General features: G+C 71.2%; 12 protein-coding genes. 2 read left to right on the forward strand and 10 right to left on the reverse strand.

The window, feature by feature from the left end; all coding sequences use genetic code 11:
• Positions 1–131: 131 nt before the first annotated feature.
• On the forward strand, positions 132–1,448 hold the full coding sequence (locus ACFCZ1_RS06445; RefSeq protein ID WP_376677235.1) for a PQQ-binding-like beta-propeller repeat protein: 1,317 nt from the start codon (positions 132–134) through the stop codon (positions 1,446–1,448).
• A 162-nt stretch (positions 1,449–1,610) separates the two neighbouring features.
• On the opposite strand, the gene ACFCZ1_RS06450 is transcribed toward ACFCZ1_RS06445, so the two are convergent.
• From ACFCZ1_RS06450 to ACFCZ1_RS06495, 10 genes are all read right to left on the reverse strand, one after another.
• Positions 1,611–2,375 carry a hypothetical protein gene (locus tag ACFCZ1_RS06450; protein WP_376677236.1) on the reverse strand — a complete coding sequence of 255 codons (765 nt, stop codon included), beginning with the start codon at positions 2,373–2,375 and terminating at the stop codon, positions 1,611–1,613.
• A gap of 99 nt (positions 2,376–2,474) precedes the next feature.
• Positions 2,475–3,302, reverse strand: coding sequence for a hypothetical protein (locus ACFCZ1_RS06455; protein WP_376677237.1), 828 nt, complete (start codon positions 3,300–3,302; stop codon positions 2,475–2,477).
• Positions 3,303–3,435: 133 nt separating this feature from the next.
• The gene (locus tag ACFCZ1_RS06460; RefSeq protein ID WP_376677238.1) at positions 3,436–4,134 is read right to left on the reverse strand and encodes a hypothetical protein; all 699 of its coding nucleotides are present in this window, start codon (positions 4,132–4,134) and stop codon (positions 3,436–3,438) included.
• 21 nt (positions 4,135–4,155) lie between these two features.
• Positions 4,156–5,661 carry an ATP-binding protein gene (locus ACFCZ1_RS06465; protein ID WP_376677239.1) on the reverse strand — a complete coding sequence of 502 codons (1,506 nt, stop codon included), beginning with the start codon at positions 5,659–5,661 and terminating at the stop codon, positions 4,156–4,158.
• Between the two features lie 27 nt (positions 5,662–5,688).
• Positions 5,689–6,141 (reverse strand): DUF6238 family protein, encoded by a 453-nt coding sequence (locus tag ACFCZ1_RS06470; RefSeq protein ID WP_376677240.1) that lies wholly within the window; start codon positions 6,139–6,141, stop codon positions 5,689–5,691.
• 35 nt (positions 6,142–6,176) lie between these two features.
• Positions 6,177–7,643 carry an SCO6880 family protein gene (locus ACFCZ1_RS06475; RefSeq protein WP_376677241.1) on the reverse strand — a complete coding sequence of 489 codons (1,467 nt, stop codon included), beginning with the start codon at positions 7,641–7,643 and terminating at the stop codon, positions 6,177–6,179.
• Positions 7,644–7,774: 131 nt separating this feature from the next.
• A complete protein-coding gene (locus ACFCZ1_RS06480) occupies positions 7,775–9,172 on the reverse strand; it encodes an ATP-binding protein (protein ID WP_376677242.1) in 1,398 nt (465 codons plus the stop codon).
• A 34-nt stretch (positions 9,173–9,206) separates the two neighbouring features.
• Positions 9,207–9,896 (reverse strand): hypothetical protein, encoded by a 690-nt coding sequence (locus tag ACFCZ1_RS06485; protein ID WP_376677243.1) that lies wholly within the window; start codon positions 9,894–9,896, stop codon positions 9,207–9,209.
• Entirely contained in the window at positions 9,896–10,204 is a 309-nt protein-coding gene (locus ACFCZ1_RS06490; RefSeq protein ID WP_030195549.1) for a DUF6112 family protein, read from the reverse strand. The genes ACFCZ1_RS06485 and ACFCZ1_RS06490 overlap by 1 nt, the downstream gene beginning before the upstream one ends.
• Before the next feature lie 89 nt (positions 10,205–10,293).
• Complete coding sequence (locus ACFCZ1_RS06495) at positions 10,294–11,439, reverse strand: NlpC/P60 family protein (RefSeq protein ID WP_376677244.1); 1,146 nt, start codon at positions 11,437–11,439, stop codon at positions 10,294–10,296.
• Positions 11,440–12,018: 579 nt separating this feature from the next.
• Between ACFCZ1_RS06495 and ACFCZ1_RS06500 the strand changes: the two genes are divergently transcribed.
• Complete coding sequence (locus tag ACFCZ1_RS06500; RefSeq protein WP_376677245.1) at positions 12,019–12,765, forward strand: DNA-methyltransferase; 747 nt, start codon at positions 12,019–12,021, stop codon at positions 12,763–12,765.
• Positions 12,766–12,820: the final 55 nt, after the last annotated feature.

Genomic DNA, 12,820 nt, shown 5'->3' on the forward strand with positions numbered 1-12,820 from the left:
GTGGGACCGCGGACTCCCGCTGGACGGGGCATCGGATCGGTGTCTATGAGCAGGATGGGCTGCGGTGTCGGCACCTGGTCCGGTCTCGGTACCCCGTTCGTTCTCTCGCCTTCCACCCCGTTCTTCCCCTGTTGGCCGTTGGTACGGGGCGCTACGACGGCGGCTATTCCTTCGAAGGCGAGTTGCTGCTGATCCACCTGGACTCCGGCGACGTGGTGTCCACGTTGCTGTACCCGCGGGAGGTCATCAGCGTGGAATGGCGCAGCGGGACGGCACTTCGTCTGGTCTTGGCGCCGTGTGACGACTGGGAGAACCCGCAGGCACACGAGCAGGGGCATACGGTCGTCGTGGCTCGTTCGGACTGGGGTGCCGTCGGGCGGGGGGCGATCGGTGCCGAGGAGCTGGCCGCCCCCGCGGAATCGGTCGACCGGCCGGATAACAGTGCGGAAGCCCGCCGAACCCTCGCGGACCTCGCGGTCTCGGCCGGCCGGCAGTGGTCCGTGCGCCGGCGGGTGTGGGCTGTCGAAGGTACGGAGGACGGCCGTGTGCTGGCCGCTCTGGACGGAATCTTGGCGGAGTCGTGGCTGCCATCAGGAGATCTGCAATGGGCGGTTGAGGACGAGGAAGGCGGCCGACAGCTGGTTCTGGCCTCCGACGGCACATCGGTCTGGACTAATGCCGAGCGCCGCAGTCGCCGCAAGGGAAGGCGCTGGGAGACCTCCGCACCCCGAGTCGCCCGGATCGCCGTCGATACAGGGCAGGTGCTGGAGACCCTGAGCCCGGGCGTGTTCACGGTTCTCGTCGCAGGTGGCCAAAGGGTGATCCTGAGGCCGTTGGGCGGCCGCCGCAAGCGTCCCGAACGGCTGGTGATGTTCGACCTGGACGGTCCGGTGAACGGTCCGGAGGTCGGCCACTTCGACCTGTTCAATCATCCGTTCGCCGTCCGTCGTGCGAGCCGTCCGTACGTCCTGGTCGGTACTGATCCGGACAAGCCGCATAGGGAAAAATGGGTCACCGCCCTGGGTGCCGATGGGACATTGCGGCCGCTCTTTCCGCACTCCTGGGTACCGGCGGAGCACCATTTCGGGGGTCCCGCAGTCGAAATCGGGCAGTCCCTGGTCTATGCCGGCACTGTCCACCATGGCCACGGGCTCCAACCCGGTGGGGCCTACACAGTGCGGCGATCCTTGAACGGCTCAGTGCGGTGGCAGCACCGCACCGATCATCCCGCCACCGCCCTCGACACCGACGGGGATACCGTCTACGTGGCCGACAACTCTGGCGCCCTGACAGCACTGGACGCCGCCGACGGCTCGGTGCGATGGAACACCGAGCTCGAGGTCGAAGGAGCACCGACCACCGCACTGTCTCTTGCTGTCGCGCCCCAAGGGCACTTGCTCATCGGGACCGTCGACGGCCGGATCCTGGAGTGCCCGCCCCGGCCTTGACCCCAGGAGCGAGGCCTTCTGCGCGGCGTGAACGGTGTGCTGAGGGGCCCAGGGCAAGGGGCAGGTTCTCGTCCACTCGCCAAGGAACGACATTGAATGGCAGGTGGTTGATCGGCCAGATGGTCTTCACGGCCATGGGGAAGTTTCCTTACGGGAGTTGGATCAGCGGCTGCGGGAGAACGCGGGGCGTGGGTCGACCGGCCGGGCCGCCGTGATGGAGGTGGCGGGAGGCGACGCCGGCGCCTTGCCCGGGAGACTGACGAGGGCCGGGCTGGCGGCGAGCGCGGCGGCCACGATCGGAGAACTACGGCTAGCGCCCTGGATGCGGTCGTGGGACGAGGTGGGCGCGGGGTGGTGGCGGGCCGCTACGTCCTGGGCGAGGCGGGGCTGCACCGCGACCTGGACACCGGAACGGTGCAGGGCCAGCGTGGCGTTGGCGACCTTCCCCAGAGCTTCGTCGCGGCTGGTGGTGGCGGGCAGTGTGTAGATGTCCAGGCGGGGATCGTGCCGCCAGCCGTGTTCGACCAGGGCGAGTCCGGTGAGCCCGGAGGCGCGGCTGTCGATGGCCGCGACGATGCCGAGCCGCGGATGCTCGGCGAACGCGACATCGGGCTCGGGGTGCGGAGCCTGGGACGGGACGGGCCCCGCGCCGGGTACCAGGGAGGGGTTGAACACGGCGTCCGTGTCGACCCGGAAGCCGGCGTTGCGCAGCAGCGCGACGGCCCGGGTGGCGCGGCCCTGCCCGTCACGCTGCTGGTCGGTCAGGGCGTACAGGGTCGGCTCGCCCAGGACTGGGCGGAAGTCGAGCCGCTCCAGCATCCAGGTGCCGGCGGCGAGGTTCTTGGGGTTCGCGGCGACGATGCCGTAGTCGGGGTGGCGGCCGACGGTGACGTCGGCAAGCAGATCTTCGGCGGAGGTGGGCAACACGGCTGATCCATCCGGTGCGGGCTCGATGACGAGGGAGGTCGGGGGCCGGAACGGTTCTCCTGGTGAGGGGCATGCGGCGTACTCCGAGACGGGAAGAGATCAGCGACCAGGGGTGGTGGAGGGACGTGCGGCTGGAAGCACGGGACGTGGGGGAGGGGCCGTCGCCGGGCGCGTGCGGACCGTGCGCGGTCCGGCCGACGGCGAGGGCGCGAGAGCAGCGCTCACCCGTGGCTGAGCAGAGACCGGCAGGGCGTTCCGGTCTATCGGGCTTCGGCCCTTGGACGTGAGCAGGGCCGAGTCGCACAGGACGGTGAAGCCCTCGTCCTGCAGCGCGGCGAAAGCCCGGGTCACCGCCCGCCGTTGCTCGGTCGGATCGGTCATGGCCGTGGGCAGCCGGTGGTAGCGCTCCCCGTCGAACGAGACGGCGGCGATGAAGCCCGCACGGTGGAGCACGGCGTCCGCGGCGTGCTCCTGCGAGGAGCGCTGCTGCTCGGGGCGTGGCGGCACGCCGAGTTGGTCCAGGCGCGTGTCGATGGCGGCGAGCAGACTCGGGACGCTGCCGCCGTACCGGGCGTTAGGACCGTCGGGTTCCGAGTCGTAGATCTCTTCGTACACCGAGGGCCTGGTGTCCCGGTGGCGGATCGCCGTCCAGCTCTCGGGGAACTCGGTGTCCTCGCTGGGTGGTTCCTGCGGCGGCGAGATGATCAGCGAGCTGCCGTCAGGGAGGGCGGCGTGGACGATGTAGTCGCTCAGGCCGTACTCGACGGTGACCTCCAGGCCGCGTTGGCGGAGGGGAGCGGTGAGGTAGCCGTACCCGTGATCCTCTTTCGGGCCCGCGGAGACGACAGGCGAGGAGGAGGTGCTGGTCCACGCGGTGATGTGTGGCCCCTCTCGCTCGAAGGTGATCAGGGGGTTGTCCTGGTGCATGGGTTTTCTCCATGGTGGGGTGTTCCAGCGGTCGGCGGCGCGGGCTGCGGGCACGCGGTGCCGGGCGGGCGGTGGTGCGCGAGGATCTGGCTATCGGGAGGTTTGGTCCCGCCGGGGCCTGGTGCTACGTGTGTCAGTGGGAGCGCCTCGGCACCGGTGGGCCGGGTGCCAGTGGCGCCGGTGGAGAAGCGGGCACGGGCCCGCGCCGCCCGGAGGCGGATCGGGCGAGGGCCACGCGTGCCTGTTCGGTCCGCGAGGACTGTTCGCGGTCCGCTCGGCCGGCCAGGAAGTCGGCGGCCCGTACGAGGGCCGGGCCGCGGATGGACAACTCGTCGGCGTAGTGCCAGCCGTCGGCGTTGCGGTTCTCCTCCGCCTCGCTCTCATAGAGCTTCCGCGAGCCGGGGAGCGACGCGTCCATGAGGGCCATGATCTGATCCCACTCGCGCTGGAGCTGTCCCGCCCGTTCCAGGGTGGTGTCGATGCCGCGCAGTCGGCGGAGGTCTTCGCTGGCCGGCCCCTCGACGTAGTCGGCATCACGGGCGGCGGCGCGGACGCCGGCCAGGACCTCGGGACCGTGGGCGAGGAAGACCTCGACGTGTTTCCACGCCTCGGCGTCGCGTTTCACCTTGCCGTCCTCGTATCCCTGCTCGTCGACGGGCCAGCCGTCGCCGTCGCAGAAGGAGTCCGAGACCGCGTCCCAGGCGTCGGACGCCTGCCTGATTCCGGCGGCGGCGGAGGCCAGCGTCGGGATGTGCCTCCGCCACGCCAGGCGGTCGGTGGCCGCCGGCGGCCGATTCTCGGCCAGGCCGGGAGAACTGGGAGAAGTGGACATGATCGATCCTCTGGACAGGCCCTATGCCGACATGCGGGCGTCGGTGTCGAACAGTTCGCGTTCGGCCGGGTGCAGGATGTGTTGCGTAATGAAGGACCGGCCCGCGACCTTCCACAGACCCCGGCCCTTGGTCAGGGCGGACACCGCCTGGGTCTCGACGCCCGTCAGGCCCAGCAGCGACGCGGCGGCGGCGAGCTGGTCGGGCTCCTGGCGGTAGATGATGCGGGTGGAGCAGTCGGCCAGGAGGCCCTCGGCCAGCACCCGGCCGCGCGAGCCTGCGTCGCCCGCCGAGAGCAGGTCGCTGAGCCGGTGGATGACCATGAGGTTCGCGATGCCGAGACCACGGGAGAGCTTCCACTGGCTCTGCATTCGTTCGAGCAGGCCGACGTGCCTCATCAGCCGCCATGCCTCGTCGTAGATCACCCAGCGCCGGCCCCCGTCCGGATTGGACAGAGCGCTCTCCATCCATGCCGAGGCGCAGGTCATGGCCAAGACCAACGCGGTGTCGTCGCCGGCGCCGCCGAGCCGGGACAGGTCGATGGACAGCATCGGCGCGGTCGGGTCGAAGGCCACCGTCGAGGGGGCGTCGAACATGCCGCTCAGATCGCCGTGCACCAGGCGGCGCAGGGCGTGCGCGAGGTCCTGGGCGGCCGACCCGAGGTGTCCGGCCTGCTGGCCGAGGGCCCGGTCGAGGCGTTCGGGCGAGCCGAGGGCGTGCGCGATCTCTCCGAGCAGCGGGACCGTGCCACGGGCGGCTGCCTCGGCGACGACCAGGTCGAGGGCGAGGTCGAGTGCGGTGTGCTCCATCGGCAACAGGTCGCGCTTGAGGACGGTGCGCGCCAGACCGGCCAGGAGCAGCAGACGCCGCTTTCGGACCTCGGTCGCCCAGTCCTCCTCGCTGACGGAGGCGGGCCGGGCCGGGGCGTCCAGGGGATTCAGCCTGCCCGGGAGGCCGGGGCCCAGGGCGATGCTGTAGCCGCCGAGGGCCTGTGCGACGCTGGTCCACTCACCCTTCGGGTCGCAGGGAATGTAGATCCGGTAGCCGTGGGCGATCGACCGGGTGGCGATGGACTTCGCCAGCGCGGACTTGCCCATGCCGATGATCCCGGCGAGGACCGCGTTGGGGTTCGTGAAGCCCTCGATCCGCCCGCTGCTGTACAGCGAGAACGGGTCGAAGCAGAAGGCGGCTTCGGCGTGGACGTCGCGGCCGATGAAGATGCCCTCCGCTCCCAGGCCGCCCTCGGCCACGAAGGGGTAGGCCCCCGAAGCGGTGGCGGTGGTCATCCGGTGGGCGGGCAGGCGGAGCTTGCCGCCCCGGGCCGAGGCCGGACCGGGACGACCTGTCGGCGGGTAGGCCGGCCGCAGCTCCGGGTCGAGGGTTTCCTCGGCGCGGTGCTTGGGCGGGGTGCCGGCGAGGCGCGCCTGGCGGCGGGCCTCGGCGAATCCGGCTCGGGCGGCCCTCTGCTGGGCCCGCGAAACCTTGTGCGGCACGTACAGGGGAGAGGCGCTGGCACGGGTACGGGGCATGAACGTTTCTCCAGGCAGGTGATGGGGTCAGCGGCGGACGAGGCCGGTGAACGGCGTGTGCAGGTCGGCCGGGGTGGTACGGCGGCGGACCAGGTGTGCGGCGCGCTGGTGGCGCTGGCAGATGGTCAGCTCGGGTGCCCCTTCGGGCAGGCCGGCCTGGCACGCCTCGGGTTCGGGCACCTCGCCGGAGTCCGTCCGGGGCGCCGTGTGGTAGGCGGCGTGGACGTGGTCGGCGGCCTGCCAGATGCGGGTGCGGGCGGCGCGAAGCTGGTCGCCTTCGATCGGTACGAGCTGACCGGTACGGGCGGCATGGGCGTCGAGCAGCCCGTGCACCGAGACGAGATGCGCGTGCAGAGCGTCTAGTTCGGCCCGAGTGGTGACGAGCGGGCCGCCGGGGAGGTTGAGCGCGCGGTGGAAGTCGAGCGCGGCGGTGGCGAAGGGCACGAAGTCCTGCGCGGTCGGGCTGGCGGTGCGGGACATGGGGGTGCTCTTTCGAAGGGAGGGATGGGCCGGCGTCAGGCGGCGAGCGCGAGCGGCAGGGCGGCGGCGGTGAACGCTTCGGCCTGCTGCCAGGTCAGCGGTCGGACGTCGAGCTGGGCGCCGACGGCGGCGGTCTCCACGACCGCGCAGGCGGAGCGGAGTTCGTCCTCGGAGTCGGCCGAGACGGTCAGCAGCCCGGTCAGGGCGACATCGGCGTGGCCCGCGATGAGCTGGCGCTCGCGGGACTTGATGTCCTGGTACTCGATCGAGTCCGCCTCGGAGTCGACCTGGCCGCGCCGGGCCCGCTCGGCGGCATCGGCGATCACGCTGGCCTTCTTGCGCTGGACGTCGCGCAGGGCGGCGTCCAGTCCCTTCGGCTCGTAGGAGAGCGACAGCGTGCGCCGGACGCCGCCGGTGAACAGGAGCTGGTGCAGGAAGCCGGCCGACGTTTCGGTCCTGGGCCAGTTCTCCACCCAGTACGTGGCGTGGACGGCCGAGTCGGTCGCGATGTGGTCCGCCTTCTCGACGACCACGACGGGGCCGGCAGCTGCGGGCTCGGCCTCGGGACGACCTACGGTGGACCACCGGTCCAGCGCGGTGAGGGCCTTGGGGTCGTAGGCGGTGCGCACGACGGCAGCGATCTCGTGGGCGGTGAGCCAGCCGGTGGGGTTGAGCCCGGCGGTCCGCGCGGCCTGGTCGAAGGTGGAGGTCAGCTGCGCCAGGACGCTGAAGGAGCCGGTCAGGCCACCGCCGGCCTGGTTGATCAGCCGCCGCGCGGCCTTGGTGTCCAGCGCCACCGCGACGTACGCCTCGTGGGGTGCCGCCGCCGGGCCCGCGCTCTGGATCAGCTCGCTGTAGATCGCGCCGGCCATGGGGGCGTGGGGCCGACCGTGCTCTTCCCAGTAGCGGCGAAGCGCGTCGCCGGAGTCCGGGACGGTGCGCTCGATCACCTGGATGCGGGCGACCTGCCCGGTACGGGCCAGCGCGGCCAGCGCGCGTCCCCAGCCGTTGACGTTGGCCTGCTGGGTGCCCGGGTCGAGCAGCGCGTAGGCGCGGGAGGAGACCTTGACCACGGCGGTCAGCGTGCCGCTGTGGGGATCGTGGACCGCCCCGTACCGGCCGTCGGGGGCGGTGACCACGCGCAGGCTGGCGGCGGTGCCGGGAAGGTGGAGGAGTCCTTCGCGGGTCGGCCGACGGGAGGGCCGGGTGAGCCAGACGAGCTGGCCGCGCATCCGGCGCAGGACGTACCGGGTGACGATCGGAGCCCAGTCCGCCAGGGCACGGCCACGGTGGCGGACGAAGACGAACAGGGCGATGACGGCCCACAGCGGGATGAGCTGGAGGGCGCCGACCACGCCGCGGGTGAGGACGACGGCGAGAAGGAGAAGGCCGGTGAGGCCGGCGACGATCAGCTGCGGGGCGGTCAGGCCGAGCAGAATGCCGCGCCTGCTGCGGTGGGGGAACTTCACGGTGGCCGTGGGGGCCTGGTGCTTGCCGGACATGGTGGTTCCAGACGGTGGGGGCGGGCGGAGGACGGGCGCGCGGCGGTCTTCTGGAGGTCATGGGGGACTCCTGTGCTGGTCGGTCAGGGTGGGGCGGGCCGTGGGATACGGCCCGCCCCGGGTGCGGTGGGTCAGGAACCCGACGGCGGCTGGGTGGGGAACACCCAGTTCGTCGGCGTCGGAGAACCGGTGGCCGACGGCCCGGCAGGGGGCGGCGGCGCGGTCGCGGGGCCGACGGGCGGCAGGGAGGTCATGCTGCCGCCCGGTGCTGATGCGCCGACCAGATGGTCGGAAGTGCCGGTGACGCCGTGGACGACCATCTCGGACCCTTCCGTTTCGTCCGCGCCGGGACGCGTGATCAGCGGTGGGATCCCGGGCCGCTGGATCAGGGCCCGGCCCTTGTCGCCGGTCGCGTTCGGGTCCTCGCCGTACCGGAAGCGGGTCTGCTGCCTGGGCGGACCGGCGTCGATGCCCTCCTTGCTGAGGTTGCCGCCGGCGGGATTGATGCCGGAGGCGACGCCGTCGGCGCCCGCACCGGGGACCTTGTTCGGGCCCTGGGGAGCGGGAGCACCGGTGCCGGCCTGCATCGCCAGGGTGGCCGCGGTCTTCGCCGCCCCGGCGGCGACCGCCATGCCGGCGACGCCGGTGCGGTGCAGGTCGTCGTGGCCGCCGCCGTCACTGGCCCAGTGCACGAACTTGTACGTCGCGTACGGGCAGAGCAGCACGAGGACCATCACGACGATGCCCGCCATGGCGTCGGACAGGGCCGCCATCCCGTCGCTGGCGTCGCTCTTGCCCATGGCGGAGACGCCGATGAGGAAGACCACGGTCATGAGGAGCTTGGAGACGACCAGGGTGGCGGTGGCCTCGATCCAGCCGCGCCGCCACCGCTTGGCGACCTCCCAGCCGCCGCCGGCGCCGGCGAACACGGCGAGCGAGACCATGATCAGGACGCCGACCTTGCGGGCGACCATGACGCCCCAGTAGAGGAAGGCGCCGATCGCGCACCCGAGGGCGACCAGGGCTGGGACGCCCCAGCCGAGGCCGTACATCGCCCCCAACTGGTTGACCTTCACCACGCGCCGGATCGCGTCGTCGACGGAGGTGTTGGCTGCTTGGAACAGTCCGTCCGACAGGGCGTCGACCACGGTGATGGCGACGGTGGTGAAGGCGATGGCAGAGAAGCTGAAGAGGACGCCGGTCATGGTGCCGAACGCGGCCTGAGCAAGGGCGCGTTCGTCGCGTCGCCAGGCCGCGGTCATGAGCTGGATGCAGAAGATGCCGACGGTCAGAGCGAGCCCGATGGGCAGCAGGAGCTCGTAGTTGTCCCGGAACCATCCGGCGTTGAGGTCGATGGCGGTCGTCTCGTTGACGGCCTTGGCGGCGAGATCGGCCGCGCTGGCCGCCAGTTCGCCCATCGACTTCGCGATCCACGCGCCGATGCCGTCCGTGACGGTTCCGGCGGGGTTGGTGGCGAAGTCGACGGCGCCGCACACCTTGTCCATCAGCGGGAAGTCGCAGACTCCCATGGTGCTACCTCCTTTCTCGAATCTCGAACGGGGATTAGGGCACGACGGACGGCATGACGCCGACAAGGGCGCAGGGGTGGTCGGGCCGGCACTGGACCGCGAGCGTGGTGCCACGGCTCTCCGCGCCGCCGGCGGGCGAGCCCTTCCAGGCGATCGACTGCTTGCCGGAGACCGTGACGGCGTAGACGTACGCCTGGGTGATCGCGCCGGGGTCTTCCTGCAGGGCCCGGGTGAACGCGTTCGGGAAGTGCCCCTCGTACACCTTGGCCGTGGCGAACTGGCCGTTGGCGGCCATCTCCTTCCACAGCACAGCCGAGGGAACGACCTTGTCGACCGACGCCGGATCGACGTACTTCGCCTCCGTGGTCAGCCACCCGCGCAGAGCCTTCCGCAGCTCGGGCTGCGAGTACGCACGGGTGTCGTAGGACCACAGCGCTGCTGCGGCTGCCTTCCCGTACGCGATCGGGTCATGGGTCTTCGGCGGGACCGGAAGGGCATGGGGACGGGTGTGCGGCGTGAGCGGCCCGGACGGCGACGCCGGTGAGGAGGAGACCCTGGGAGAACTCGGTGGTGGAGCAGGAGCTTCGGCGGGGCTCCTGCCGTCGCGGGTGAGGTACGCGGCCAGGCCGGCGAGGGCGACGAGCACCACCAGGACGACGGTGCCGAGTAGCGCCCGGCGGCGCACGCGAGACGCGCCGCCGGGGTGGGTGGAGTGCTGAGCCATCAGTGGACCTGCGTCCCCAGCGTGCTGAAGAAGGCCACCACGCCGTTCGCCGCACCGAGCAGAAGGGCCGCGCCGGCGCTCACCAGCACGCCCTTCTTGCCGTTGGCCTCCGCCTGGTGGCCGCCAGAGTGGTGGCCCCAGGCCCATACGCCCGCGCTGACGGCGAGGGCGCCGACCACGGCGATGAGCCCGAAGAGGTTGATGGAGCCCATCACCTGCTTGAGGACGGACAGGCCCGGCAGACCGCCCTCGTTCGGCTTGATTCCGGGATCGTAGGCGAGCTGAATGACCTGGTCGGCGAGATACATGGAGAACTCCAGTTCGATTACGTGTACGCCCAAACCCGCTAGAGCGAAGCGGCGGTGCGAGGAATGGGGGAGAGGGGAAGAAGCGCCGGTCAGACGACTCGGCGGGCCGCGAGAATCCGCGGTTTCCAGGAGGCGAGGGTCGTGATGCGGACCACGTCGCCGGTGTGCGGGGCGTGCACGATCAGGCCCTGCCCGATGGCCATCCCGACGTGCTCGGGTACGGCGGCCGTCCCCTCGGTGAAGAGCAGGTCCCCCGGCTGGAGGGTGTCGACCGACACCGCCTTGCCCTCCTTGACCTGCGTGTACGTCGTCCGCGTCAGGGTGACCCCGGCGGCCTTGTACGCCTGCTGCATCAGGGAGGAGCAGTCGCACCGGCCCATGGCGTCCTTGCCGTGGGAGTTCGTGCAGGTCCCGCCCCACTGGTACGGCGTGCCGAGCTGGCCGAGCGCCCACCGGATTGCCGTCTGGACCTCTCGCGGAGCGTTAGCGGGGATCTTGTACTCGGTCGGCAGCGCGCCGGGCGGGATGGTGCCGAAGTCGGTCCCGTCCCCCTCGGCACTGCAACCGCCCGCGATACCGGGCGCAGGGATGCCGGTGCCGGCCGAGCCGGATGGCGAAGGGTCCGGTGACGCGCCACCGGCCTTCGGCAGCAGGGGCTCGATGGCCTTCTGCAGAGCGGTGGCCAGGGGCTCCCACTTGGCGTACGCCTCAGGGAAACCCGAACGCTGCACCGCCTGGGCGGCCTGCGTGACGGACAGGGACTGCCAGCCCGAGACCTTTCGCAGCCCCTCGTAGAACTTGGTCGAGGCGTGCACCGGGTCGAGGATCTCGTTCGCCGTGCCCCAGCCCATCGACGGCCGCTGCTGGAAAAGCCCCAGCGAGTCGCGGTCGCCGTAGGTCAGGTTCCGAAGGCCGCTCTCCTGCAGGGCGGTCGCCAGGGCCACGACCTGCCCGCGGGCCGGGATGTTCATCGCCACGCCGGTGGCCTGGATCGTCTTGGCGTTGGGCACCTGCTCGGCCGGGTCGTCCAGGCCCGGCACGGAGACCGAGCCCTTGTCGCCGCCGTCCAGGATGGCCTTCACCTGGGTGGCGACGGCGGCGGTGTCCACATCCTGTGCACCGCCGGTCGAGCAGGAGGCCGAGGCGGTCCCGGCCCCGATGGCGAGAATCGGAACGGCCATCAGTAGCGGAGCGGTTGCGCAGAGACCGACGACGCCCTTGGTGGTCTTCTTCATCGCCGGCGCCGTTCACGGAGGCGGCGGTGCCGGCCGGGTGACGGCGTCGGGTCGGGGCGCGGATGTATCAGGGCATGCTGCATCGCAGCGGCTCCTCGGTGTTCGTAGGAGACGCGGTGCCGACTTCTCGTGCAAAGCCGCCGGCACCGCGCCGATGTGCATCCGCCGCTCGGGCGGCCCCAGGTCAGAGGAGTTGGTAGCTCCCGGACGCCGGTCTCAGGTCACGCGCGGCAGCCAGCCGCGCTCGTAATCTCAGGCAGTACACCGAGGCTCCTGACGGTGTGCGGGAAGGAAGAGGGCAAGGCGCCTCTGATACCGCTCGACTGGACGAGACAGCACGGAAAGGACAGGTCAGCGAGGGTGGAGCGAGGCTCCTGCCCGGTGACACGGCGAGACAGTAGACCGGGATTCCGGCCGCACCAAACGACTCCCGGACCGGGGTCCGCGGCGCGGACCGGCTCGTTAGGTACGGCCGGAGACCGCCGCTAACCTCCAGCACAACCCCGCCCCAGAGGAACGCCGTTGAGCGCTGCCCGGAGCGGGTCCCAGCCCTGCCATGCCCTGAGAGAGGCCCTTCTCATGAGCTACACGCTGCACCGAGGCGACGCCCTGACCGTGCTGAAGTCCCTGCCGGACGAGAGCGTCAACGCCGTGATCACCGACCCGCCGTACAACTCCGGCGGCCGGACGAGCTCGGAACGCACCGGACGGACCGCGCGCGCCAAGTACGTCACCAGCAACAGCGCCCACGACCTCGCCAACTTCCCCGGCGAGAACCGCGACCAGCGCTCCTACCGCTCCTGGCTGACCGAACTGCTCACCGAGGCGTACCGAGCCTCGACCGAGCACGCGGTGGCCATGGTCTTCTCCGACTGGCGCCAGGAACCGACAACGTCCGACGCCCTGCAGATGGCCGGGTGGACGTGGAGCGGCACCATCCCGTGGATCAAGCCCGCCAGCCGGCCCCGCAAGGGCGGGCCGAAGCAGGACTCCGAGTTCATCGTCTGGGGCGTCAAGGGATCCCTCGACAACACCCGCGACCTCTACCTGCCCGGCCACTACATCGCCTCCCAGCCCCGTAAGGACCGGGTGCACATCACCCAGAAGCCCGTCGAGATCATGCAGCAGCTCGTACAGGTCTGCCCCGAGGGCGGCACCGTCCTCGACCCGTTCACCGGCAGCGGCTCCACGGGCGTCGCAGCTCTTCGAGAGGGCCGTCGCTTCGTGGGCGTCGAGCTGTCCTCGCACTACGCCGACGTGGCCGAGCAGCGACTTCGCGCGGAGCTGACCAAGGACGCCTTCACCCTGGCTGGACCGGAGGCATGAGCATCAGACCAACCAGGCCGAAGTGGACGGAGCGCGACGCAGAGGGACGGCTGGG

This window comes from Streptomyces sp. NPDC056224 (genome assembly GCF_042267665.1).
Taxonomy (GTDB): domain Bacteria; phylum Actinomycetota; class Actinomycetes; order Streptomycetales; family Streptomycetaceae; genus Streptomyces.